This is a genomic window from Methylorubrum subtropicum (genome assembly GCF_038442325.1).
Lineage (GTDB): Bacteria > Pseudomonadota > Alphaproteobacteria > Rhizobiales > Beijerinckiaceae > Methylobacterium > Methylobacterium subtropicum.
The window spans coordinates 198,229-220,759 of sequence record NZ_JBBXMW010000007.1 but is presented as its reverse complement, the minus strand read 5'-3'; the positions used below and the strand labels follow the sequence as shown (position 1 = coordinate 220,759).

General features: G+C 71.3%; 22 protein-coding genes and 1 riboswitch. Of the genes, 6 read left to right on the top strand and 16 right to left on the bottom strand.

What is annotated here, in order from left to right; translation table 11 throughout:
• Positions 1-184: 184 nt before the first annotated feature.
• The 11 genes from AAHG03_RS12435 to AAHG03_RS12385 form a co-directional block, all read right to left on the bottom strand.
• The gene (locus tag AAHG03_RS12435) at positions 185-1,165 is read right to left on the bottom strand and encodes an IS1595 family transposase (protein WP_342150981.1); all 981 of its coding nucleotides are present in this window, start codon (positions 1,163-1,165) and stop codon (positions 185-187) included.
• A gap of 284 nt (positions 1,166-1,449) precedes the next feature.
• The gene (cobJ, locus tag AAHG03_RS12430) at positions 1,450-2,223 is read right to left on the bottom strand and encodes a precorrin-3B C(17)-methyltransferase (RefSeq protein ID WP_342150980.1); all 774 of its coding nucleotides are present in this window, start codon (positions 2,221-2,223) and stop codon (positions 1,450-1,452) included.
• Positions 2,220-3,014, bottom strand: coding sequence for a precorrin-2 C(20)-methyltransferase (locus AAHG03_RS12425; RefSeq protein ID WP_342150979.1), 795 nt, complete (start codon positions 3,012-3,014; stop codon positions 2,220-2,222). Before AAHG03_RS12425 ends, cobJ begins: the two co-directional genes overlap by 4 nt.
• Positions 3,014-3,646, bottom strand: a complete 633-nt coding sequence (locus tag AAHG03_RS12420; RefSeq protein WP_342150978.1) for a precorrin-8X methylmutase — start codon at positions 3,644-3,646, stop codon at positions 3,014-3,016. Before AAHG03_RS12420 ends, AAHG03_RS12425 begins: the two co-directional genes overlap by 1 nt.
• Complete coding sequence (cobG, locus tag AAHG03_RS12415) at positions 3,643-4,932, bottom strand: precorrin-3B synthase (protein WP_342150977.1); 1,290 nt, start codon at positions 4,930-4,932, stop codon at positions 3,643-3,645. Before cobG ends, AAHG03_RS12420 begins: the two co-directional genes overlap by 4 nt.
• Positions 4,929-8,387, bottom strand: coding sequence for a cobaltochelatase subunit CobN (gene cobN / locus AAHG03_RS12410; RefSeq protein WP_342150976.1), 3,459 nt, complete (start codon positions 8,385-8,387; stop codon positions 4,929-4,931). The genes cobG and cobN overlap by 4 nt, the downstream gene beginning before the upstream one ends.
• 10 nt (positions 8,388-8,397) lie before the next feature.
• Entirely contained in the window at positions 8,398-9,009 is a 612-nt protein-coding gene (locus AAHG03_RS12405) for a Uma2 family endonuclease (RefSeq protein WP_342150975.1), read from the bottom strand.
• 67 nt (positions 9,010-9,076) lie between these two features.
• Entirely contained in the window at positions 9,077-10,111 is a 1,035-nt protein-coding gene (cobW, locus tag AAHG03_RS12400; RefSeq protein ID WP_342150974.1) for a cobalamin biosynthesis protein CobW, read from the bottom strand.
• A 4-nt stretch (positions 10,112-10,115) separates the two neighbouring features.
• Complete coding sequence (locus AAHG03_RS12395; protein WP_342150973.1) at positions 10,116-10,520, bottom strand: DUF1636 domain-containing protein; 405 nt, start codon at positions 10,518-10,520, stop codon at positions 10,116-10,118.
• Positions 10,513-11,271, bottom strand: coding sequence for a CbtA family protein (locus AAHG03_RS12390; RefSeq protein ID WP_342150972.1), 759 nt, complete (start codon positions 11,269-11,271; stop codon positions 10,513-10,515). The genes AAHG03_RS12395 and AAHG03_RS12390 overlap by 8 nt, the downstream gene beginning before the upstream one ends.
• Positions 11,272-11,299: 28 nt before the next feature.
• Positions 11,300-11,476: a CbtB domain-containing protein gene (locus AAHG03_RS12385; protein WP_342150971.1), complete on the bottom strand. Its 177-nt coding sequence runs from the start codon at positions 11,474-11,476 to the stop codon at positions 11,300-11,302.
• A 44-nt stretch (positions 11,477-11,520) separates the two neighbouring features.
• Positions 11,521-11,712, bottom strand: a riboswitch (cobalamin riboswitch).
• 92 nt (positions 11,713-11,804) lie between these two features.
• Between AAHG03_RS12385 and cobU the strand changes: the two genes are divergently transcribed.
• Positions 11,805-12,326: a bifunctional adenosylcobinamide kinase/adenosylcobinamide-phosphate guanylyltransferase gene (gene cobU, locus AAHG03_RS12380; RefSeq protein ID WP_342151029.1), complete on the top strand. Its 522-nt coding sequence runs from the start codon at positions 11,805-11,807 to the stop codon at positions 12,324-12,326.
• The gene (cobO, locus tag AAHG03_RS12375; protein WP_342150970.1) at positions 12,323-12,922 is read left to right on the top strand and encodes a cob(I)yrinic acid a,c-diamide adenosyltransferase; all 600 of its coding nucleotides are present in this window, start codon (positions 12,323-12,325) and stop codon (positions 12,920-12,922) included. Before cobU ends, cobO begins: the two co-directional genes overlap by 4 nt.
• Positions 12,923-12,964: 42 nt before the next feature.
• Here the strand turns inward: cobO and AAHG03_RS12370 are convergent, their stop codons facing one another.
• On the bottom strand, positions 12,965-13,306 hold the full coding sequence (locus AAHG03_RS12370) for a hypothetical protein (RefSeq protein ID WP_342150969.1): 342 nt from the start codon (positions 13,304-13,306) through the stop codon (positions 12,965-12,967).
• A gap of 130 nt (positions 13,307-13,436) precedes the next feature.
• Positions 13,437-13,976, bottom strand: a complete 540-nt coding sequence (gene fae, locus AAHG03_RS12365; protein WP_342150968.1) for a formaldehyde-activating enzyme — start codon at positions 13,974-13,976, stop codon at positions 13,437-13,439.
• Positions 13,977-14,254: 278 nt separating this feature from the next.
• Here fae and AAHG03_RS12360 point away from each other — a divergent pair, with 278 nt between their 5' ends.
• Positions 14,255-14,476 (top strand): hypothetical protein, encoded by a 222-nt coding sequence (locus AAHG03_RS12360; protein WP_342150967.1) that lies wholly within the window; start codon positions 14,255-14,257, stop codon positions 14,474-14,476.
• Between the two features lie 67 nt (positions 14,477-14,543).
• Here the strand turns inward: AAHG03_RS12360 and AAHG03_RS12355 are convergent, their stop codons facing one another.
• Positions 14,544-14,990 (bottom strand): hypothetical protein, encoded by a 447-nt coding sequence (locus tag AAHG03_RS12355; protein ID WP_342150966.1) that lies wholly within the window; start codon positions 14,988-14,990, stop codon positions 14,544-14,546.
• A 184-nt stretch (positions 14,991-15,174) separates the two neighbouring features.
• Between AAHG03_RS12355 and AAHG03_RS12350 the strand changes: the two genes are divergently transcribed.
• The 3 genes from AAHG03_RS12350 to AAHG03_RS12340 all read left to right on the top strand — a co-directional run bounded on the left by AAHG03_RS12350 (position 15,175) and on the right by AAHG03_RS12340 (position 18,611).
• Positions 15,175-16,050, top strand: a complete 876-nt coding sequence (locus AAHG03_RS12350) for an alpha/beta fold hydrolase (RefSeq protein WP_342151028.1) — start codon at positions 15,175-15,177, stop codon at positions 16,048-16,050.
• Between the two features lie 363 nt (positions 16,051-16,413).
• On the top strand, positions 16,414-17,325 hold the full coding sequence (locus AAHG03_RS12345; protein WP_412759742.1) for a sulfurtransferase: 912 nt from the start codon (positions 16,414-16,416) through the stop codon (positions 17,323-17,325).
• A complete protein-coding gene (locus tag AAHG03_RS12340) occupies positions 17,322-18,611 on the top strand; it encodes a YeeE/YedE family protein (protein ID WP_342150965.1) in 1,290 nt (429 codons plus the stop codon). The genes AAHG03_RS12345 and AAHG03_RS12340 overlap by 4 nt, the downstream gene beginning before the upstream one ends.
• 91 nt (positions 18,612-18,702) lie before the next feature.
• On the opposite strand, the gene AAHG03_RS12335 is transcribed toward AAHG03_RS12340, so the two are convergent.
• Together AAHG03_RS12335 and AAHG03_RS12330 are read right to left on the bottom strand one after the other, a co-directional pair.
• On the bottom strand, positions 18,703-18,855 hold the full coding sequence (locus AAHG03_RS12335; protein ID WP_342150964.1) for a hypothetical protein: 153 nt from the start codon (positions 18,853-18,855) through the stop codon (positions 18,703-18,705).
• A 140-nt stretch (positions 18,856-18,995) separates the two neighbouring features.
• Positions 18,996-22,292, bottom strand: a complete 3,297-nt coding sequence (locus tag AAHG03_RS12330; RefSeq protein ID WP_342150963.1) for a hybrid sensor histidine kinase/response regulator — start codon at positions 22,290-22,292, stop codon at positions 18,996-18,998.
• Between the last annotated feature and the right edge of the window lie 239 nt (positions 22,293-22,531).

Genomic DNA, 22,531 nt, shown 5'->3' with positions numbered 1-22,531 from the left:
GCTCCGGCAATAACACGCTAGAGGAAGCCAAAACCGATGGCGCGGCTCCGACGACCTCGCCGCAGCTAAGCATGAATTCAGCAGGTTTGGGACTCAACTACTAGCAAAGTCGCGCGGACAAATGCCCAGCCGTTGCATACCGCAGCGCTAATCTTTTCGCTTCAACAACCTAAGGCGATGCCTCTCAGCCATGTAGGTATCGACCGGCCTCGTCAGTCCGCCGATAGGTGAGGCGCTTGCCAGCGATGCCAGCCGCAAGCTTGCAGGAACGCTCGTAATCCGAAAAGCCGAGCTTCGTGCGGGTGTTGTAACGGAAATCGAACTCCGCGAGGTAGCGGTGCAGGTGCTTCTCAGCGCAGTGCTGATAGATGCCACGCATGCCACGCTTGAAGACCGAGAAGTAGTTTTCGACCGTGTTGGAGTGGACTTCGCGGTCGGTCAGGCGAACGTACTCGCCAGCCGAATGCTTGACCGTGGAATGCTCCACGAAATGCGCTGAGAGGCCCGTGTAAAGGCGGCTCTCATCGGTCATGAAGCGGCTGTCCTTGGAGATGTTCGCCTTCACGATCTCCTGCACGTTGGCCTTGGTCGCGGTCGCGGGATGGAAGGAACGGACAGTGCCGCCGCGCTCGACCAGGGAGACGACGGCGCACTTGTCGTAACCGCCGCCGGTCTTGAGGTGGGGACGGCCCTTGCGGGACTTGGACGGCTGCGCCTCTTCGACCTTGCCGATGTAGGTCTCGTCAGCCTCTACGACCTTGCCAGCGCCGCCCATGGGCTCCTGAGAGCCGGGAAGCGGGCGCATAGCCTCACGCAAACGGTGGGACATGAACCATGCCGTCTTGTAGGTGATGCCGAGCATACGGTGAAGCTGGTGGGCCGGGACGCCTTTCTTGCTCGCGGCCATCAGGTGAAGGCCCATCACCCACTTGGTCAGCGGGATTTTGGAACGCTCCATCACCGTGCCGACCGTGACCGTGAACTGCTCACGGCACTCGTTGCACTGATAGACGCCGGGGCGGTGAGACTTGCCGGCTAGAGCCCTGATCTTGGCCTGATCGGCGTTGCCGCAGTGAGGGCAGGTCCGACCCGTGGGCCAACGCTGTGCCTCAAGCCACTCGCGGGCGGCGGTCTCATCAGTGAAGCGGGGCTGGTTGAGCGACATGGCGGGCGGGTCCGTTCGATAGATAGGACTTACACCCTCATTCTTGCTTTGTCACGTATATAATTGCGCTAATTTTCCTATATAAGGGAAATATGCCGGATGCATCGCCCCTCCAACCCTCCCCCCTCATCCTGAGGCGGCGACGCGAAGCGGCGCCCTCGAAGGAGGGCTCCAGTGGAGCGCGCGATCCCTGGAGCCCTCCTTCGAGGCTACGCCTTCGGCTCCGCACCTCAGGATGAGGGGGTTTGATGGGATTAGGATGGGATGATCGAACCGGCCAACGATCAGCCCGCGGCCACGCTCCGCGGCGTGTAGACGAACGGTGCCTGCCCCTCCCGCTCGATCAACCGCGTCGTCGAAGTCCCGATCAGAATCATCGTCGCCATGTCGGCGGGCGCCGTGCGGGCTTCCGTCAGCGTCAGCACGCGAACCGATTCGTCGGGCCGGGTCACGGCGCGGGCGAAGATGACGGGGGTGGTGGCGGGCAGGATTTCGGCGGCGAGCGCCAGCGCGCGGCCGAGTTGCCAGGGGCGGGCGGACGAGATCGGGTTGTAGAGGGCGACCGCGAAGCCGGCGCGGAACACCGCCTCCAGCCGGGCGGTCACGACCTCCCAGGGCTTCAGGTTGTCCGAGAGCGAGAGCGCGCAGAAATCGCCGCCCAGCGGCGCGCCGAGCCGGGCGGCGGCGGCGAGCATGGCGGTGATGCCGGGCTCGATCCGGATGTCGAGGGTGCGCCACTCCGGTAAGCCATGTTCGATCGCCTCGAACAGGGCCGCCGCCATGGCGAACACGCCGGGATCGCCCCCCGACACCACCGCGACGTGGCGGCCGGACATGGCGAGTTCGAGGGCGTGGCGGGCGCGGTCGAGTTCGACCCGGTTGTCGGTGGAATGGCGGGTGAGGCCTTCGCGCTCGGGCACGCGGGCGACGTAGGGGTGGTAGCCGATCAGGTCCTGCGCGGCGTCCAAAGCCGCGCGGGCGGATTCGGTCAGTAGGCGCGGGTCGCCGGGGCCGAGGCCGACGACCGTGACGCTTCCCCCGGAATTTGCCCGAGTCACGGCCGGCGGCCTTCGCCGGGCACCAGCACCATCGAGAAGTAGGGGGCGGAATCGTCGGGCTTCTGCGCCAGCGGGATCACCCGCTCGCCCGCCATGGTGCCGCGCTCGACATAGACCGCGCGGTCGAGGAAGCCGGTCTCGGCCAGCACGCCGCGCACCTTCGGCAGATGGCGCCCGAGCTTCATGATGACGGCGGCATCCGTCCCCTTCAGGCGCTCGACCAGCGCCGCTCGCGGCAGTGTCGCGGGCAGGATGGTGAGCACGTCGTCGCCCCAGGTGATCGGCGTGCCGGCCCGTGTCCAGCAGCCCGACATGCCGGTGACGCCGGGGATCACCTCGACGGGGAAGCGGTCCTTCAGGCGCCGCCACAGATGCATGAACGAGCCGTAGAAGAACGGATCGCCCTCCGACAGGATCGCGACGTCGCGGCCCGCGGTCAGATGCGCGGCGAGCCGGTCGGACGCCTCGTCGTAGAAGCCGGCAAGCGCCGCGACGTAGTCCGGATGATCGGGCGGCAATTCGGTGGTGTAGGGATAGGCCAGCGGAAACTCGCGGGCGGGGTCGCGCAGCACCGCGTCGGCGATGGTGCGGGCGTTGCCGCGCTTGCCCTGCTTGCAGAAGTGGACGAGCACCGGCGCGCGCTCCAGCACGCGCATCGCCTTGACGGTGAGGTAGTCGGGATCGCCCGGCCCCATGCCGACGCCGAAGAGCGTGCCGGTCTTCTGGCGCACGGGGTTCTCGCCCGCGCCGTCCGTCTCGGCCGGGGCGTCGATGCGCACGCTGCCCTCCATCACTCGACCTCGTTCGCGAGCGCGTTGATCGCCGCCGCCGTCATGGCGCTGCCGCCGCGGCGGCCGTGGACCACGACGAAGGGCACCCGCCCGTCACGCGCCAGGGCTTCCTTGGATTCCGCCGCTCCGACGAAGCCGACGGGAATGCCGATGACGGCGGCCGGCGGCGCGACGCCTTCGTCCAGCAGTTCGAGCAGGCGGAACAGCGCGGTCGGCGCGTTGCCGACCGCGACCACGCTGCCGGGCAGGTGCTCGCGCCACAACTCCATCGCGGCGGCCGAGCGGGTGGTGCCGAGTTCCTGGGCGAGGCCCGGCACGCGTGGATCGCCGAGCGTGCAGACGACCGGGTTGTTCGCCGGCAGCCGCGTGCGGGTGACGCCGTCGGCGACCATGCGGACATCGCACAGGATCGGGGCGCCGGCCTTCAGCGCCGCCTCGCCGGCCTCGGCGAAATTTTGGGACATCTCGACGTCTTTCGGCAGGTCGGTCATGCCGCAGGCGTGGATCATCCGCACAACGACGCGCTCGGCCGCGCCCGACCAGCGCGCGAGGTCGGATTCGGCGCGGATCATCGCGAAGGAGCGGGCGTAGATCGCGCCGCCGTCGCGGATGTAGTCGTGCCGGGCACTCATTGCGCGTCGTTCCGAAAAGCCAAATCCAGGGCCGGGCGGCCGGCCGCGGCAGCCTTCTTTATCCGGTCCAGCGCCGCCTCGAAAGCGAGACGCGTGGTCGGCGTATCACCGGGCGCACCGCCGGGCACCGCGTCGTAGATGCCATCGCGCGCCACCAGCGTCAGGTCGGCGGGGCCCGGATGGGCGCAGCCCTTGTGGCAGCCCGAGACATGCGCGGTCAGCCCGAGGCCGGCGAGCGGGGCCAGCGCCTCGGCGAGCCGCGCAGCGTGGTCGGGCACCGGAGTGGTGCCGGAGCGGCAGGCCGGGGCGCCGGGGCAGGCGAAGACCGCGCGGCGGGGATCGTCCGGGCTCACGATGAAGCCGGCCTGCGCCAGGGCCGCCTGGAGCGCGGCGGTGTCGCCCGCGGGCGCGACGAGGGCGAGGCCGCGCTCGGGGCTGAGCCGCGCGCCCTCCGGGCCGGCCAGCGCCGCGACGCGCTCAAGCCGATCCGCGGTGCAGCGGCCGAACGGCGCCTGGACCAGAACCGCGGCGCGGCCCTCGGATAGAGGCGCGAGTCCCGGCGCGGCCGGTGACGGGGCGGGGGCGAGCGGGCTCGGTGTGAGCGGATGGAAGCCCGCCGCCGCCGCGACGAGGGCGCGTTCCGCCGGATCGAGGTCGCGCACCCGGCGCTTGCCGGTGCCGGCAAAAGCCGCGAGCGCGAGGCCGAGCGCCCCGGCGGCGCCGAGTTCCGGCAGCAGGCCGCAGCGCAAGGGCCCGTCCGCCCCCGCCAGCCCGAAGGCGACCTGGGCCCGGCCCGTGGCAAAGAGAAAAAAGTCGGCCTCCACAATGCCGAGGCCGAAGGCGCCGCCGCCATCGACCGCCACGAGCGTCTTGGGCGGCAGGCCCGGCACGGCGAGGCCCGCCGCCTCGACGGCGCGGGCCAGCGCCGGCACGTCGATGGCCTCAAGCTCGTCGAGGCCGGCGAGCGGCGCGGTCAGCGTCAAGCGCTGCGGGCCACCGTCGTCGCGGGTGTCGGCGAGGCCTGCTTCCGCCAGCGCGCAGGCGAGGCGCGGGGCGCTCTCTTCGCTGACGCCGCGGATCTGCAGGTTGCCGCGGGCGGTCACGTCGATATGGCCGTTGCCGTGGGCCCGCGCCCCCTCGGCCACCGCCCGCATCTGGTCGGGGGTGAGGCGCCCGAGCGGCGGGTGGACGCGGGCGAGCAGGCCGTCGCCGGTCGGCATCGGCCGGGTCAGCGACGGGCACCAGCCGCGGCGGGCGCCCTCGGGCAGGGTACGGCGGGCGCTCATTCGGCAGCCATCAGTTCGTCGGCGGGGGCGGCGTTGCGGCGGCTCTGCCAGAGGCCGCGGGCGCGCATCTCCTCGAAGCGTTCGAGGATGGCGCGGGTCGCCTCGGGGTTGGCCGTCCGCAGGGCATCGAAAGTCTCGGAATCGGCGATCCAGGCGCCGTAGAGCCGGTCGAGGTCGGCGCTCGCCACCGCATCGGTCGCCGCAGCCAGCACGAACACGGCGTCGATCCCCTGCGCGAATTCCTGGGCGCCGCGATAGCCGTGGCGCAGCTGCGCCGCGATCCAGCGGGGGTTGGATAGCCGGCCGCGGATCAGCCGGGCCACGTCCTCGCGGGCGGTGCGGGGGCGCGGCGCCTCGGGGTTCGAGACGTCGAGGCTGTAGAGGGCGGGCGTACCACCCTCGGCGGAGGCGGCTGCGAAGAAACCGCCCATGGCATCCGCCGCGGCATCGCCGTCCAGAAGATCGCGCTCGGCCACGTCGAAGGCGTGGACATAGGCGTCCGCCGCGGCCACCCGGGCGGCGAAGTGCGCGTCCGGCGCTTCCGCATCGCCGTAGGCGTGGGTGGTGGCGGCGAGATAGGCCGCGCCGAGATCGACCCGCGCCTCCCAGGCGCCGTCGAGCGCCTGTTCGGCCGCGCCCGCGCCATAGCGGCCGGGTGCGGCGCCGTAGATGCGGGCGGCGGATTCGCCCCGGCGGCGGGCGGCGGCGAGGGGGTTCTCGTCGTCCTCCTCGTCGCGGGCGGCCACCGCGCGGGCGGCGCGGTCGAGCAGCGCCAGCGTCTCGGGAAACGTGTCGCGGAAGGCGCCGGAGACGCGGCAGGTCACGTCGATGCGCGGGCGGTCGAGCATCGCCAGCGGCAGCACCTCGAAGCCGGTGACGCGGGTCGAGGCGTGGTCCCAGACCGGGCGCACGCCCATCAGGCTCATGGCGTGCGCCACGTCCTCGCCGCCGGTGCGGAGCGTCGGTGAGGCCCAGAGGTCCATGACGATGCGGGCCGGATACTCGCCCTCGTCCTGCAGGTAGCGGCGCACCACGGCATCCGCCGCCTTGGTGCCGAGCATGGTCGCGGCCCGCGTCGGCAGGGCGCGGGGGTCGAGGGTGGTGAGGTTGCGCCCCGTGGGCAGCACGTCGGCCCGCCCGCGCGACGGGGAGCCGGCGGGGCCCGGCGCGACGAAGCGGCCGTCGAGCGCCGCGATCAGCGCCGTGCGCTCGGCCTCGGCCGAGGCCCGCACCGCCTCCGAGGCGTCTTGCGATGCACGGCCGAACACGTGGAGGCCGTCGCGCATCGGCGTCTCGCCGAGGTCGCACAGATGCGCGTCGAGCGCCGTCAGCGCGTCGGCCATCGGCGTGTCGGCTGCGATCCCGGCGCCCGCAAGCAGCCCGGCGGAGGCGGCCTCGTCGAGGATCGCGCTCGCGATCAGACCCGCCCGACGCGGATCGAGGACGCTCGCGGCGGAATACTCTTCCACCAGTTCGCGCAGCGCCGCGGCCTCCGGCGTCAGTCCCGCGGCCTCGACGGTGGGGGTGAGGTGGCCGAGCGCCACGCCGCCGAGCCGGCGCTTCAGGGGCGCGGCCTCGCCGGGATCGTCGACGATGAAGGGATAGACCACCGGCAGCGCTCCGACCGCCAGCGCCGGCCAGCAGGTGGGGGAGAGCGCCAACGCCTTGCCGGGCAGCCACTCGGTGGTGCCGTGGGTGCCGAGGTGGATCAGCGCGTCGAAGTGCGCGCGCAGGCCGAGGTAGAACGCGAGATAGGCGTGCGTCGGCGGCTCGTCGGGATCGTGATAGCCGGCCTTGCGGTCGGTGGCACGGCCGCGGTCGGGTTGGAGGAAGACGGTCAAGCTCTCGTCCCTCCCCCCTCTGCGGGGGAGGGTGGTCCCCGAAGGTGATCGGGAGAGGGGAAACCCCGCTTCCAGAGAATTCGCGTCGAGGGCGGCCAAGCGGAACCGTTGCTCCCCTCTCCCGCCTGCTCCGCAGGCACCCTCCCCCGCGGAGGGGGGAGGGTTTTCGGAGAGCGCCCGCACCATCCGGAACCGGAACGCACCGTCACGGCAATGCGGATCATCTTCCGGCGCGCCCCAGCGCTCAATCAGCTCGCTACGCCGCTCCTCCGGCAATCCTGCAAACCACGCCGCGTACTCGGCGAGCGAGACCGCAAAGCCCGCCTCGCCCTCGGCCAGCGCCGCCATCAGCGCCCCGGCCTCCGGCAGCGCACCCACCGAAAACCCCGCCGCGGCGAGGTCGTCGGCGATGGCGCGCGCGCTCTCCGGCGTGTCGAGGCCGACCGCGTAGCCGGCCCGTCCCCCGCGGGCGGGATAATCGGACAGCACCATCGCGAGCCGCCGCTGTTCGCGCGGCGTGCGGCGCAAGGAAACCCAGGCGGCAGCGCGATCCGCGAGCGCGGCGATGCCTTCCGCATCCGGCACGGCGCGGCGCTCGGAAAAGCCCTCGACCGCCGCCCCCTCCTCCTTGAACGAGACCGAGAACCCCGAGAGCCGCCCGTCGAATTCCGGCAGCGCCACCTGCATGGCGAGGTCGGACGCGTTCATGCCGCGGCCCGACGCCGCCCAGGCGGCGCGGGGGGCGCCGACCGTGTAGGCCTGAATCACCGGGCAATCGGCAGCGTCGAGGACGAAGCCGGCGTCGTCGCGGGCCGAGAAGGCGGTGGCGGCGAGCACGATGTCGGGGCGGCGCGCTTCGAGCGCGGCGCGCAGAACGGCGACTGCCTCCGGGTCCTTGAGGCTCGACACCGCGAGCGTCAGGCAGCCGATCCCGCGTTCGCGCAAGGCCGCAGTCAGGTGGACGGCCGGGGCGGTTTCGCCCGAGAGCACGGCGGATCGGTAGACGAGGAGCAGCGCCAGCGGCCCGGGGCCAGCGGCTTCCACTGCCCGCTCGACCGGAACCGGGCCGCAGCCCGCGCACCACGCGAAACCCCGCGGCAGCGCCCGCGGCGGCTCGGGCACCAGCGCGTGGCCGGCCTCCACGGCGAGGCGCCGCAGCAGGTTTTTGAGGTTGTCCGGCCCGCCGGCGCGGAAATACGCATCGAGGGTGGCGCAGGTCTCCGGCGGCAGGGTCGAGAAGGCGTCGAGGCGGGGGTCGGGCCGGTCGTCGCCGGGGAGCACCGCGAGGCGCACCCCGTGGGCGCGGGCGGCGGCGCTCGCCCGCTCGATGCCGTAGCGCCAGTAATCGAGCCCGCCGAGGCAGCGGATGACGCAGACCCTGGCCCGCGCGATCACGGCATCGACGTAGAGATCGACCGACATCGGATGGCGCAGCTGCGCCATCTTGGCGAGCCGCAGCGACGGAAGGGCGGGGTCCGAAGCGTGGGCCCGCGCGATGGCGGCAAGATCGGTGTCGGTGAACGACAAGAAGACGATCTCGCCGGGGGTCTGGCCGAGATCGACCGCCGCCTCGCCCTCGTCGAGGGAGACCGTGTCGATGCGGATCAGGTGCATGGCGCTCCGCTCACCGCTCGGGCTCGCCGGGCGTCTCGTCCTGAACGAGGCGCGGGCGGGTCGGGAAGGTCACGCCGTCGTAGAGGTCGGCGAGCGCGAGTTCGATCCGCAGGCCCGTCAGGGCGAGCCGGCCGTCGCGGCCGGAGACGCGCTCCTTGCGCCACGTGCGGTCCGGTTCGCGGGACCAGAGCATGACCTCGGCGGCGTTGGGCTCGATCAGCAGGATGTGGTCGAGGCCGGCCATGCCCTTGTATTCGGCGAGCTTTTCGAAGGCATCGAAATCGCGCGTGCTCGGGGACAGGACTTCCGCCACGAGGCGCGGGTCCGCCGCCTTCATCGCGCTCGGATCGCGGGCGCCGCAATCGACGCCCGCATCCGGCCGGCGGATCTGATCCGGCAGGGTCTCGACGCTGCCGTCGCCGGTGAAGGGCCGGCAGCCGCTGCCGCGTAGCGCCGTGTGGAGGGCGGCGAGCAGGTTGACCACGATGTCGTCGTGGACGTTGCGGGCCCCCGCCATCATCCGCACCGGCACGCCGCCGACGAGTTCGTACCGCTCCGCTTGGCGCTCCTGCCACGCGAAGAAGGCCTCGACGGTCATCGGCGGGTGGATCGGCTCCAGCATGCTCGTACGGTGTCTCGAAGGGCGCTCAGCATACCCTGATGGCGCCCACATCACGAATCGGGCGCCTTTAGCCCCTGAGCGCGGCGGCGACCGCGTCCTGATCGAAACCCTTCAGGCCGATGACGACGAGGCGGCCGTCGCGGGGCTCGGCGCCCTTCCACGGGCGGTCGTAGTGATGGGCGACGCGGCGGCCGACGCCCTGCACCACGAGGCGCATCGGTTTGCCCTTCACCTCGGCAAAACCCTTGATGCGCAGCACGCCCTCGGTCTCGGCGGCCTTCTCGACGCGGGCGGCGAGGTCTTCCGGGCTGCCGGCGATGCCGACGGGGAGCGCGACCGATTCGAAGTCGTCGTGGTCGTGGTCCTCGCCCTCGCCGTGATGCGAGGGGCGGGCGTCGAGGTCGTCCTCGGCCGCCGCGGCGATACCCAGCAGCACGCGTGGGTCGAGGCGGCCGTGCTCGGTCGCGACGATCTCGACGGCGCGCGGCAGATGCGCCTCGATGTCGGCGCGGACCTTGTCCTGGGCCGCCGCGTCCAGAAGGTCGGCCTTGTTGAGCACCACGAGGTCGGCGCAGAGGATCTGGTCCTCGAACACCTCCTCCAGCGGGTTGTCGTGATCGACCGCTTGGTCCGCCGCGCGCTGGTTGGCCAGAGCCTCCGGGTCGTCGGCGAACAGGCCGGAGGCCACCGCCGGGCCGTCCACCACGGCGACGACGCCGTCCACCGTCACCCGCGAGCGGATCGACGGCCACTGGAACGCCTGGACCAGGGGTTTGGGGAGCGCGAGGCCGGAGGTCTCGATCAGGATGTGCTCCGGCGGCTCGGGCCGATCGAGCAGCTTCGTCAGCGCGGGCACGAAGTCGTCGGCGACCGTGCAGCAGATGCAGCCGTTGGGCAGTTCCACCACGGAGTTCTCGTCGCAGCCCTCGATGCCGCAGGCGGCCAGGAACGAGCCGTCGAAGCCGAGATCGCCGAACTCGTTGACGATGACGGCGAGCCGCCGGCCGCGGGCCTGCTCGATGGTGTGGCGCACCAGCGTCGTCTTGCCGGCCCCGAGGAAGCCGGTGACGATGGTGCAGGGGATCTTTTCGAGGATGGCCATGGGGTCAGGATTCCGCTCGTGTCGGGGTCAGCGGCGGGATGCGGGCGACGACGCCCTTGCGGAACGCCTCCGGGCGCGCGCGCCAGGGCACGATCCCATCGGGCGTCTTCTGGTAGTCGCGCAGGCCCGCCAAGATGGTGCGGGCGGAAGTCTCCGCGCGCTCCAGCGCGTCGAAATCGCCGTAGACGTAGGTCCAGCGGCCGGGAGAGGCCACCGCCACCGTGCAGGGCCGCTTGCAGACCGAGAGGCACTCGGCACCCTCGATCCGCAGGCCCGGCACCGGCTCGCGGTCGGCTTCGGCGCGAAGTGCCGCCAGCAGCCGGGCGCCGGCCCGCGGCTCGGACGCGTCGCCCGCAGCCCGGCAGGTGGTGCAGACGGAGAGGACGGTCTCGGGCTGATCCTCAGGCATGCGCGCGGCCGCCCGCCTCGCGACCGAACAAGCCCCAGGCCCAGCCATAGGCCAGCCCGATCAGCGCCCAGAACACGAAGCCGATGGCGAGCGAGCGCGCCACGAACTGCGCCGCGACCGCGGGCGGCACCTGCGAACTCACCGTGTCGATCGATTGCGGCGCCCCCGCCAGATGCGGGGCGACGATCAGGATCAGGCCGCCGAGAATCGTAATCGGCACCCGCCGCACCGCGATGAGGTAGAGGCCGATGCCGGTCGCCGCGACTGTCATCACCCACCAGGTCTGGCGCAGGACGAGAGGGGCAGCGCCCATGCCGGGCAGTTCCGGCGGCAGGCCGATGGCCGGGGCCAAAGCCACCGCGAGGAAGCCCGCGATGCCCACGGTGAGCCCGCTGCGCGGGGTCGGCTCGCGGCGTAAGCCCAGCATCACCGCGGCGAGGAGCAGCGCGTAGCCGACGCCGCCGATCAGCGTGGCGAGGCCGGTGAAGGCCATGCGCTGGAAGCCCTCCGCGGGCTGCCATTCGTCGGATTTTTCAGCCTCGGTGCCGGCCTCGCCGTGGCCGTGGGCATGCGCCTTCACGATCAGCGAGGCGGGCGTGAGCGAGACGGGGGCGTGCGCATGCGAATGCCCGCCCTCGAACGTCTCGGCCTGGAGGATCAGGGGCGAGGTCAGGGCGAGTTGGAGGCCCGTCGCGACGACGGACGCGAGGAAGCCGGCGACGAGCGCCGCCGACAGCAACCGGGTGATCATGGAGCCGCTTTCGCGTGTCGGAAAGCGGTCAGTGGCAGGGGAAGTTCTGCGCGTGGCGGAAATCGTGCGCCGCGTTGTGCAGCACGCTCGCCGGGGCGAAGCCCGCCAGGAACACGAGGCCGAGGCCGAGGAAGGCGGCGACGAGCAGGGCGCGGGCGCCCTCGCCGGAGCGGACGGCGGAGGTCTGAAGGGTCGCGGTCGTCATCGGGTCACGGGCTCCGGCCGCCCCACCGGCGGCGTTCGAGAAAACGTTTTTCGTGCCGGACGGCAGGTCTCCTGGCTCGCGGTTGGTATCGCGCCTGCCGCCTTCCCAGGTCGCCCCGGTGGCTCTCGGCAGGAACTCGCCGCTCACAGTTGCGGGGGCAGCTGCGGTTTCGGGTTTCCCCTCACCGCATTCCCTTTTCACCCCGTTGCCGGGGCACCGTCCTATGGCTCGCTTCTAGCGCGCGCCGGGCCGCCTTGCAAAGCGCCATTGCGTGAACGCTCGCCTCCGGTGCAAACCGACGCCCATGGATGCCCGCCCTCCCGACCGGATGACGCTGGTGCTCGGCGGTGCCCGCTCCGGCAAGAGCGCCTATGCCGAGCGGCTGATCGAGGCCTGCCCGGCGCCCTGGCTCTACATCGCCACCGCTCAAGGTTGGGACGACGAGATGCGCGCGCGCATCCACGAGCACCGGGCGCGGCGCTCCGCCGAGTGGCGGACCCTCGACGTGCCGACGGCGTTGCCCGAAGCGGTCGCGGCCTCGACCGGGCCGACCCTGGTCGATTGCCTGACGCTGTGGGTCACCAACCTCCTGCTCGCGGAGGCCGATCTCGACGCCGCCACCGAGGCCCTGGCCCGCGCCTGCGCGGCGGCGCCGGGGCCGCTGGTGCTGGTGGCCAACGAGGTCGGGCTCGGCATCGTGCCGGACAACGCGCTGGCCCGCCGCTTCCGCGATGCGGCCGGGCGCCTGCATCAGCGGCTGGCGCGCGAGGCCGACCGCGTGGTCCTTACCGTCGCGGGCTTGCCGCTCACCGTCAAACCTTCCGCCGAGAATCCAGGGAATCGCTCATGAGCGACGACGACCGCCACCGCGAAAAGATGGCCAAGCGCAAGGCGGTGCAGGACGCCGAGGTCGCGTCCAAAAAGATCGAGAAGGGCCTGCTCATCGTGAACACCGGCCCCGGCAAGGGCAAGACGACGGCCGCGCTCGGCCTTGTGCTGCGCATGCTCGGGCGCGGCCACCGGGTCGGCGTGGTGCAGTTCATCAAGGGCGCCTGGGACACCGGCGAAGCTCGCGCGCTCAAGGCCTTCGGCGACCGGATCGCGTGGCACGCGCTGGGCGAGGGCTTCACCTGGGAGACCCAGGACAAGGCCCGCGACATCGCCGCCTGCCGCAACGCCTGGGAGCAGGCCCGCGCCCTGATGGCGGACGCGAGCATCCGCCTCCTCGTCCTAGACGAGCTGAACATCGCGCTGCGCTACGACTATCTCGACCTCGAGTCGGTCGTCGCCGAGTTGCAGGCCCGCCGGCCCGACCTCCACGTCGTCGTCACCGGCCGCAACGCCAAGCCGGCGCTCATCGAGGCCGCCGACCTCGTGACCGAGATGGGCAGCGTGAAGCACCACTTTTCGGCGGGGGTGAAGGCGCAGGAGGGGATCGAGTTCTGAGGGCGCCCTGTGGGTCCCGAGGAGCGGGCGCCTCGCGCCCATTCAGGGTTCGCGATCCGAGAGGGTCTCCAGCAGGCTCTTCTCCCGCATTGCCGTCACCAGGGCGACGATCTGCTCGCCGCTCGCTCGGTACGCATCGGAGCCCTCGATCCGACGGAAGCCGTGAAATTCCGCGGCCTCGACGATGGCGTTGGCGGCCTCACTGCCGGGAGCGGGCGGCATCAGGGGAGCGCGCCCTTCGTCGCGTGACCGGCGCGCTTGGCGCAGGCCCTCGTAGATCTGCTCGATCAGGACATGGCCGCTCCAATCGTCTGCGATCCGGATGACGGCGTCGCCGTGCCGAATCTCGAACAGGGGGGCGGTGGTGTCGATGCTTCCAGTCATGCCCGCTCATGCCACGACGGCAACGATGGCGGGAAGCGCGGAGGATCGTCGGTATAGAAAGGTCCGACGTAGCGGCAGCGTTCGGGTGATGGGACGCGACCGGAGCCGCGCCCCAAACAGCCAAAAGAACTCAGTACTCGATGATGTCTTCCAGGGCGTAGTGCTTCACCGTCTTGCGGTTGGCGATCAGCTCGTCGATCGTCGGCTCGCCGCGGATCGCCCGGCCGATGGCGAGCTTCGTGGCCTCGTAATTGGTGCGGTAGAGGTCCTTGCGGTCGAGTTCCTCGTGGCTGCCGCAGCGCTCGTCGAGCCAGATCGTGATGATCATGCACAGCTCGTCGAGGCCGTCCTTGGGCAGGATGCCCTCGATCACGCAGTCCACGATGGCGTCGCCGGTGGCGGCCTGCACCACGCCGCCGAGCAGCTCGGCGTATTCGGCGGTGTGGATCGTGACCTTGGTGGTCATGATGGTGGAGGGGCGGACCAGCTGGTTGAGGTCGCGTACCACGAACATGCGGGTGTGGCCCTGCACCTGGCCGAGCATGCCGGCAAACGCCTGCCCCACGGGGCCGCGGACGGAGCCGATCAGCACCTCCGGCATCGCGTCGGTGTATTGCCCCTCGGCGGCGAGCACGGTCGCCTCGCCGGTGCGGAACCAGATCTCGGACATGGTGGTCGTCCCTGCTCTCTCGTGAAAACGTCTTGCCCCGCGGGCGGGTCGCCGCGCGAGACATCATTCCCCGCCGTCGCCGTCAATCGCGCCGCCCGCGGCCCTGCCCGGCCCCCTGGTCCGGGCGGCGGGGGGCGACCATCTGAAGGGAGGCCGAAGCCGCATGGGGCCCGATTGCATCGGACCCGACACGGCTCTAGGCCTCGGTTCTCACGCGCCGTCTTTCACCGAACCGACATCCCCTTGGTCGGACGGCGCTTCGAAGAGGATTCGTCCCGATGAGCGAGTCCGGCCCATCCGACAAGCGCGGCTGGAGCCTGTCGGCGACCGCCGAGGGCGAGGGCGTGCGGCTCGAACTCGGCCTGCCCGATCTCGACGGGCGCCCGGTCACCGCGATCCTGAGCCTGGAGCGGCACGAGGCGCGGGCCTTCGCGCGGGCTCTACTGGCGGCGGCGGGGGACGCGACCGAGCGGACCTTCGTCGGCCCGGCCGAGTCCTAGATTCCTGGGCCGCATCGCATCTTTTCGAAATCCGGCCACCCCCTTTCGGGCCGATGCTCGAAAAAAATCAGCGTTGCAGCCGCCGGCCCGGCAGGCGGGGCACCTGGGTGCCGCGGGGCTCGATCGGCGCGTCGCAGGCGTAGACGAACTCCGTCTGGAGGTCGCTGAACACGGTCTCGCCGGTGATGGTGCAATCCTCGCGCACGGTCTCGTCGAGATAGGTGCGGGCGGCCGTGCGGAAGCGGGCGGCGCGGGTCTCGGCGGGCGGGCGGCCGGCGCCGAGGCGACCGACGTCGCAGCCCGTCACCTCGCGCAAGGCATTCGAGACCACCAGCACCCGGCGCTTCTGGCGGTTGTCGTAGATCTCGTAGGGCTCGTTGCAGCCGATGGTGACGACCTGCGGCACCTGGGAGACGTAGGTCTTGGAGATGTAGGCGAAGCCCGTGCAGCCGGACGCCGTGAGGCCGAGCCCAAGCGCGAGCGGGAGCGCGAACCACCGAACCGTCGTCGCCATCTGCCGCCTCGCGCGCCTCGTCCCCGGCCGGAGGGCGGGGCCGCGCATTGAAACAGCTGAGCTTGCCCGGTCAAGCTGTCGTCGGCAGAGATGTCTGCACCGTGTCCGCGGCGCATCCGGAACGCGGACGCCGCCTTGCCGCGTTGCCCCGTCCCAGAGCACGAGGAGACGGACGACGGTGGAGATCCGACACGAGGACGTGCGCGCCAACGGCGTGCGGCTGCATGTGGCCCGCGCGGGCGAGGGGCCGCCGCTGGTGCTGCTGCACGGCTGGCCGGAATTCTGGCTGACCTGGGAGCCGGTGATGGCGCGGCTGTCCCAAAAATTCAGCCTGATCGCCCCGGACCTGCGCGGCTTCGGGGCGAGCGAAAAACCCGATCCCGGCCCCTCGGACCGGGCCGGCCCCGAGGTACACGCCGCCGACATTTTGGGAGTTCTCGATGCGCTGGGGATCGAGCGGGCCGGCATCGTCGGTCACGATGTCGGGGCTTATGTCGGGCAGGTCCTTGGGCGCATGGCACCGGAGCGGCTCACCGGCCTGTTCTTCTTCGATTGCCCCTATCCCGGCATCGGCCCGCGTCTGGCGCAGCCCGAGATGCTGGCCGAGATCTGGTACCAGTCGTTCCATCTCCAGCCCTTCGCGGCGAAGGTGGTCGGCGCCACCCGGGAATCCTGCCGCGCCTATATCGGCCACTTCCTGAAGCATTGGGCCGGCGGCAACCCGCACGCCTTCGACGACGTGCTGGAGGCCTTCACCGACAACTTCATGACGCCGGGCAACCTTCAGGGCGGCTTCAACTGGTATCTCAGCCAGCAGGCGGGCCGGCTCGCCATGCTGAAGGGCGAGGCGCACGACCTGCCGCCGATCACGGTGCCGACCGGCATCCGCTGGGGCACGCAGGACCCGCTCTTCCCCTACGCCTGGACCGACCGCCTCGGCGAGACATTCTCAAACCTCGACCTCGCCCCGTTCGAGGGCACCGGGCATTTCCCGCATCGGGAGCGGCCGGACGCGGCGGCGCGGGCGATCGCGGAGTTTTTCGGGCGGATCACAGGTTGAGGCCCGCCACGTCCCGCTCTCCAAGATAATCCTCCACAAAAGCGCGGCCGTGAGGAGAAGCACCCTCGCCTAAGCCCCTGAACTACGGAGGATTATTCCGTTGACCGGACGCCCCTGAGGCGGCGAGATTGAAGCGCGGCCCGGTCTCCACCGGCCCTCCCTCAAGACAGGTTCCGGCGAACGGAGCGGGTCCTCGGGGAGTGGCCGGGACGACGCCGGGCCTGCCCAATTCCTCCCGAAGCGAGACCCCGACGGGGCGGCGCGCCGCCGCCCCGGACGATCGCTGCCGCCTTGTCCGGAGCCAATCCCGTGCTGCGCAAATCCGCCTTCCTGTTCGCCGTCGCCGCGGCCGTCCTCCTGCCCGTGGTCCCGGCCGCCGCACAGGAGCCGGCCGCCAAGCCCGCCCAAGCCGGTGCCGCCAAAGAGAGCCCCCTGGTCTCGACCGAATGGCTGGAGAAGAACCTCGACTCGAAGAAAATCCGGATCGTCGAGGTCAGCGTCGAGCCGGGCGTGTTCGAGCGCGGCCACATCCCGAACGCGCAGAACGTTTCGTGGCACACCGACCTCGTCGAGACAGTGACCCGCGACATCGCCGGCCCCGAAAAATTCACGGCGCTCGCCCGGCGGCTCGGCGTCGATCGCGACACCACGGTCGTGCTCTACGGCGACAACAACAACTGGTTCGCCGCCTGGGGCGCCTGGGTGTTCGCCCAGTACGGCCTGACCGACAACGTCAAGCTGCTCGATGGCGGGCGCAAGAAGTGGGAGGCCGAGAAGCGCCCGCTCGACACCCGCAATGCGGAGGTGCCGGCCTCGACCTTCACGGCGCAGGCGCCCTCGCCCAAGCTGCGCGCGCGCTTCGCCGACGTGCTGGCGGTGGCCAAGAAAGAGCGCGACGAGCAGATCCTCGACATCCGCTCCCCCGACGAGTTCAGCGGCAAGATCATCGCGCCCGCCGGCATCCAGGAACTGGCGATCCGCGCCGGCCACATCCCCGGCTCGGTCAACATCCCCTGGGCCAAGGCGGTGAACCCGGACGGCACCCTGAAGTCCAAGGAGGAGTTGAAGGCGCTCTACGCCGCCGCCGGGATCGACGGCTCCAAGCCGATCATCACCTCCTGCCGCATCGGCGAGCGCTCCAGCCATTCGTGGTTCGTGCTGAGCCGCATCCTCGGCTACGACGCCCGCAACTACGACGGCTCGTGGACCGAGTACGGCAACGCGGTCGGCGTGCCGGTGGTCAACCTCGCCGGCACGGTGTGGGGCGGCAAGTGACATCACGGAACGCTCTGGCGGAGCCGGTCGGCTCCGTCAACTTCGCCGCCAAGCCGGCCCGGCGCCTCGCTCGGGCCGGTCTCGTGCCGGCGCTGCCGGAGCCGGCGCCGGTCGCGGCCTCGAGCGGTCTTGCGCTCCGCGCGACCCTCGCGGCGCTCATCGCCGCCGGGCTGATGGTCGGGGCGTGGCGGCTCTCGGGCGAGGCGGGCGGCACCCGGCTCGCCCTCTCGCTCGTGTTCGGCGCGCTGTTCGGCCTCGTGCTCCAGCGCAGCCGCTTCTGCTTCTACTGCCAGTGGCGCGACTTCCTCGTGCTCGGCGATCCGCGCGGGATGCTCGGCATCCTGGCCGCCCTCGCCGCCGGCATCGCCGGCTACGCGGTCGTGCTCGGCGCCTGGATGCCCGACCCGTCGGGCATGCGGCTGGCGCCCGACGCGCATATCGGCCCCGTCGGACCGGTGCTGGTGCTCGGAGGCCTCGCCTTCGGGGCCGGCATGGCGCTGTCGGGCTCCTGCATCAGCGCCCACCTCTATCGGCTGGGCGAGGGCTCAGCCACGGCGCCGTTCGCGCTCATCGGCACCGCGCTCGGCTTCGTGCTCGGCTTCCTGACGTGGAACCCGCTCTACCTCGCCAGCATCTCGGACGCCCCGGTGCTGTGGCTGCCGCGCCATCTCGGCTATGCCGGCACGCTGACGCTCTCGCTCGCGGCTCTGGCTGCGCTCGCTTGGCCGCTGCTGCGCCGCCTGCCCGCACCGGCGCCGGCCGCGCGGCCCGATCCGCTGCACGCCGTGTTCGTGGCGCGCTGGCCGGTCTGGCTCGGCGGCCTCGCGGTCGGCGCCCTCGGCACGCTCAGCTATCTCCGGGTCGGCCCGCTCGGCGTCACCGCCGAGATCGGCGGACGCGCACGGCAGGCGGCGGGCTCGCTTCAACTGCTGCCGGACCGGCTGGAAGGCCTCGACACGTTCCGCGGCTGCGCCACCGCGGTGCGCGACGCGTTGCTGACGCCCAACGGCCTGTTCATCGGGGGGCTCGTGCTCGCTTCTTTCGCCGCGGCCCTGGTCGCCGGCCAGTTCCGCCCCGCCCTGCCGACACCGGGACAGGTGGGGCGCGGCCTCGCCGGCGGCCTGCTGCTCGGCTGGGGCGCGATGACGGGGCTCGGCTGCAGCGTCGGCACGCTGCTCTCGGGCATCATGGCCGGCGCGGTCTCCGGCTGGGTTTTTGGGCTCGCGATGTTCACGGGCGCGGCGGCGACGCTTTGGCTCGGGCGGCGGACGGGGGTGCTGGCGTAGGAGGACGCCGGCCCCTCAGCAGAGGATCACCTCAAGGTCGCTCTCACACCCCCACGAGGGCATGGGTATCGAGAAGGACGCCCGGCAACGGCTACGGGTCTGTCCGCTCGCCGCGTCGTGGAGCGAACGCCTGCTCGGCGATCGGCTTCAGGAGGTCGATCCCCTTGCCGAGTTCGAGATCGCTGTCCTTGAGCGCGCCGAACCCCTTCACGGTCACGGTCGCACCCGTCCGCGCGTCGCGCACGACCTTCGTCGCGGCCGGCGCCGGTTTCGCAGGTCGGCTCGGGGACGATGTCGGACGAGTCTTCGCAATGCCACCATCATAGCAGGCCGATGGCTGGGTTTCGAGCCGAAGATCGGGACGGCGCATGAGACACAGGCCCCTCACCCCCGCGCGATCATTTCGCGGATGCGCAGGCCCAGCGTCTCGACCACGAAGGGCTTGGTCAGCACCGCCATGCCGGGCTCCAGATGGCCGTTGCCGACCGCGGCGTTCTCGGCGTAGCCGGTGATGAACAGGATCTTCAGGTCGGGCCGCGAGACGCGGCCCGCATCGGCCATCTGGCGGCCGTTCATGCCGCCGGGTAGCCCCACATCGGTGATGAGCAGGTCGATCCGCACGTCCGATTGCAGCACCTTGAGGCCCGAGACGCTGTCGGCTGCCTCGATCGCGGTGTAGCCGAGGTCTTCCAGCACCTCGGTGACGAGCATCCGCACGGTCGGCTCGTCGTCGACCACAAGCACCGTCTCGCCCTGCTCGGCGCGGGGGGCATCGACCAGGGGGCCGTGCGAATCGGGCTCGGTCGCCGCGCCGTGATGGCGCGGCAGGTAGAGGCACATCGTCGTGCCCTGGCCGAGTTCGGAATAAATCCGCACCTGCCCGCCCGATTGCTTGGCGAAGCCGTAGATCATCGACAGGCCCAAACCCGTGCCCTGGCCGGTGGGCTTCGTGGTGAAGAACGGATCGAACGCCTTGGCCTGGACATCCGGGCTCATGCCGGTGCCGTTGTCGGTCACGCACAGCGCGAGATAGGGGCCGGGCGGCATGTCGAGCCGGCGGGCGGCCTGGGGGTCGAGCCACTTGTTGGCGGTCTCGATGGTGATGCGCCCGCCCTCCGGCATCGCGTCGCGGGCGTTGATGCAGAGGTTCAAGAGCGCGTTCTCGAGTTGCGGCGGATCGACCAGCGTCGGCCACAAACCCGCGGCGCCGACGACCTCGATCGTCACCGTCGGGCCCACGGTGCGGCGGATCAGCTCCTCCAGGCCGAAGACGAGGCGGTTCACGTCCGTGGGCTTGGGGTCGAGGGTCTGACGGCGGGAGAAGGCGAGCAGGCGGTGGGTGAGTGCTGCGGCGCGCTTGGCCGCCCCCTGCGCCGCGCCCATGTAGCGGTCCACGTCCTTGAGCCGGCCCTGGCCGATGCGGGTCTGCATCAGTTCGAGCGAGCCGGAGATGCCGGCCAGCAAATTGTTGAAGTCGTGGGCGATGCCGCCGGTGAGCTGGCCCACGGCTTCCATCTTCTGCGACTGGCGCAACGCCTCCTCGGTCTGCATCAGCGCGCGGGTGCGGGTGGCGACCTGCTCCTCCAGGGTCTCGTTGAGTTCGCGGAGCGCATCCTGGGCGGCGCGCTGCTCGGTGATATCGACGTTGGTGCCGAACCAGCGCACCACCGCGCCGGCCTCGTCGCGGATCGGCACGATGCGGGTCAGGAACGACCGGAACACGCCGTCCGCGCCTTTGAGCGGGAAGGTCATCTCGAAGGGTTCGCCGGTGGCGAGCGAATGCCCCCAGCGCGCCGTGACAGAAGGGAGTACGGCCGGGTCGTGCACGGCCTCCCAGCCCCAGCCCTGCATCGCCGCGTAATCGGTGCCGGTATAGCTGTACCAGCGTCGGTTGTACCAGTAGATGTGCCCGTCGGCCCGCGCCATCCAGCACAGGACCGGGATGTTGTCGGCCAGCGTCTCGAACTCGACCGCCTTCTCGCGGGCGAGCGCGCTGGCGCGGTCCCGCTCGGCCGCAACGGCGCGGCGCTCCTCGACGTCGATGAGCACGCCGGGGAAGCGGATCGGCCCGCCGTCGCTTCCGTGCTCGACCCGGCCGTTGGCCTCGATCCAGTAGTAACGCCCGTCGGCGCGCCGCACCCGGTACTGGTGGGCGTAGGCGCCGCCGCTGCGGATCACCGCCTCGATCGCCCGCGCCAGCCCCACCTTGTCGTCGGGATGGACCGTCTCGACCACCTGTTCCAGGCTGAGGCCCACGCGGCCGAGCGCCGGATCGAGGCCGAAGGCGCGGGCGAAGGCCTCGTCCACGGTGAAGCGGTCCGCGGTCACGTCCCAGAACCACGTGCCGATGATGGCGCCGGCCGCGAGCGCCAGCCCGACCCGCTCGGCGTTCTCGCGGGCCAGCGCCTCGCTCTCCCGCAGGCGCCGCTCGACGGCGATGCGCTCGGTCACGTCGAGTTCGGCCACCACGCCGCCGAGCAGGGTGCCCGCCGCGTCGCGGATCGGCGCGGCGTTGTTGAGGAACAGCCGCCGCCCGGTGCCGTCGAACCGCTCGATCTCGACGAGTTCGTCCTGCACCGTCTCGCCGTGCAGCAGCGCGCGGGCCATACCCCATTCCTCGGCGGAGAGGCGCGCGCCGGTCTCGGGCCAGTAGCCCTTCCACTCTCCGTAACCGGTCCAGTCCGGGGTCTCCGGCGGCACGCCCCAGATCGCCCGGTTGGCGGCGTTGTCGCGCACGATCTTGCCCTGCGCGTCGGCGATGATGACGCCCACGGGGAGCGCGTCGAGGGTGGCGGCGAGCAGCGCCTCGCTGCGGCGCGAGGCGTCAGCGGCCTCGCGCCGGGCGGTGACGTCCCGGTAGAACACCGCGAGCCCCTCGCTCACGGGATAGGCGCGCATGTCGATCCAGGCGATGCGTCCGTCGGACCAGACGTAGCGGTGCTCCAGCACGACGGGGACGCGCTCGGCCATGGCCCGGCGCTGGAGGCGCACCAGTTCCGGGTCCATGTCGGGATAGACCTCCCACTGGATGCGCCCGACGACCGCCTCCCGCGGGCGCGTGTCCATGCGCAGGGCCTCGGCGTTCATGTCGAGGATGCGGAAGTCGCGGTCGAGCAGCGCGAAGGCCTCGCCCATGTTGTCGAGCACGCCCTTGGCCCGGTCGCGCTCGGCCCGTAGTTCCGCCTCCACCGCGCGGCGGCTTTCCTCGGCCCGGATGCGCTTGGTCGTCTCGTTGGTGAAGATGAACAGGCCCGCGATGCGGCCCTCCCCGTCGAGCACCCGCGAATAGGAGAACGACCACCACGTGTCGGCCTCGCCCCGGTCGGTGGCGAGTTTCCACGGCAGGTCCTCGAACCGGCGGCTGCGGCCGGCGAAGGCCTCGTCGATGATGGGTTTCGCCTGTTCCCAGCCGTCGGCCCACACTTTGTCGAAGCGTTCGCCCATCGCCCAGGACAGGCGGGGCCCGAGCAGCGGGAAGTAGGTGTCGTTGAAGAAGAAATGCAGTTCCGGGCCCCAGGCCAGGATCATGCTCTCGGGCGAGTTGAGCACGAGGCTCAGCGCCGTGCGCAGCGATTCCGGCCACGTCTCCGGGGATCCGAGCGGATGCCCCGTCCAATCGCGCTCGGCGATCATCCGGGCGGCCTCGCCGCCGCCGGCCAGGAAGGGGGGTCGATCGGTCATGCGCCCGGATTTACACAGGTGAGAGGCTCCCGTGTAACTCCCGCTCACGGACATTTGGCCGATAGGCCGGGATGTCGGCTTTCGGGAGACAATCGCGCGGCGCGCTCCGCCGACGTGTCACGCGATGCCGGCGATCCTCACCCGACCGTGGCTTTCCAAGCCGCCCCGGCGCGGTCTATCACGGCCGCGCCTTACCGCTTCCGGGTCGCGGGTCCCGAAGCGCGCCGGGCGGGGGCTCG

What these genes read in the sequence shown, in the direction of transcription:
- cobU (WP_342151029.1), top strand. Translation starts at nt 11,805, where the DNA reads ATGACGCTGGTGCTCGGCGGTGCCCGCTCCGGCAAGAGCGCCTATGCC.
- fae (WP_342150968.1), bottom strand. Translation starts at nt 13,976, where the DNA reads ATGTCCGAGATCTGGTTCCGCACCGGCGAGGCGACCGTGCTCGCCGCC.
- AAHG03_RS12330 (WP_342150963.1), bottom strand. Translation starts at nt 22,292, where the DNA reads ATGACCGATCGACCCCCCTTCCTGGCCGGCGGCGGCGAGGCCGCCCGG.
- cobN (WP_342150976.1), bottom strand. Translation starts at nt 8,387, where the DNA reads ATGCACCTGATCCGCATCGACACGGTCTCCCTCGACGAGGGCGAGGCG.
- AAHG03_RS12360 (WP_342150967.1), top strand. Translation starts at nt 14,255, where the DNA reads ATGAGCGAGTCCGGCCCATCCGACAAGCGCGGCTGGAGCCTGTCGGCG.
- AAHG03_RS12425 (WP_342150979.1), bottom strand. Translation starts at nt 3,014, where the DNA reads ATGGAGGGCAGCGTGCGCATCGACGCCCCGGCCGAGACGGACGGCGCG.
- cobW (WP_342150974.1), bottom strand. Translation starts at nt 10,111, where the DNA reads ATGGCCATCCTCGAAAAGATCCCCTGCACCATCGTCACCGGCTTCCTC.
- AAHG03_RS12395 (WP_342150973.1), bottom strand. Translation starts at nt 10,520, where the DNA reads ATGCCTGAGGATCAGCCCGAGACCGTCCTCTCCGTCTGCACCACCTGC.
- AAHG03_RS12370 (WP_342150969.1), bottom strand. Translation starts at nt 13,306, where the DNA reads ATGACTGGAAGCATCGACACCACCGCCCCCCTGTTCGAGATTCGGCAC.
- cobO (WP_342150970.1), top strand. Translation starts at nt 12,323, where the DNA reads ATGAGCGACGACGACCGCCACCGCGAAAAGATGGCCAAGCGCAAGGCG.
- AAHG03_RS12405 (WP_342150975.1), bottom strand. Translation starts at nt 9,009, where the DNA reads ATGCTGGAGCCGATCCACCCGCCGATGACCGTCGAGGCCTTCTTCGCG.
- AAHG03_RS12435 (WP_342150981.1), bottom strand. Translation starts at nt 1,165, where the DNA reads ATGTCGCTCAACCAGCCCCGCTTCACTGATGAGACCGCCGCCCGCGAG.
- AAHG03_RS12420 (WP_342150978.1), bottom strand. Translation starts at nt 3,646, where the DNA reads ATGAGTGCCCGGCACGACTACATCCGCGACGGCGGCGCGATCTACGCC.
- cobG (WP_342150977.1), bottom strand. Translation starts at nt 4,932, where the DNA reads ATGAGCGCCCGCCGTACCCTGCCCGAGGGCGCCCGCCGCGGCTGGTGC.
- AAHG03_RS12355 (WP_342150966.1), bottom strand. Translation starts at nt 14,990, where the DNA reads ATGGCGACGACGGTTCGGTGGTTCGCGCTCCCGCTCGCGCTTGGGCTC.
- AAHG03_RS12385 (WP_342150971.1), bottom strand. Translation starts at nt 11,476, where the DNA reads ATGACGACCGCGACCCTTCAGACCTCCGCCGTCCGCTCCGGCGAGGGC.
- AAHG03_RS12390 (WP_342150972.1), bottom strand. Translation starts at nt 11,271, where the DNA reads ATGATCACCCGGTTGCTGTCGGCGGCGCTCGTCGCCGGCTTCCTCGCG.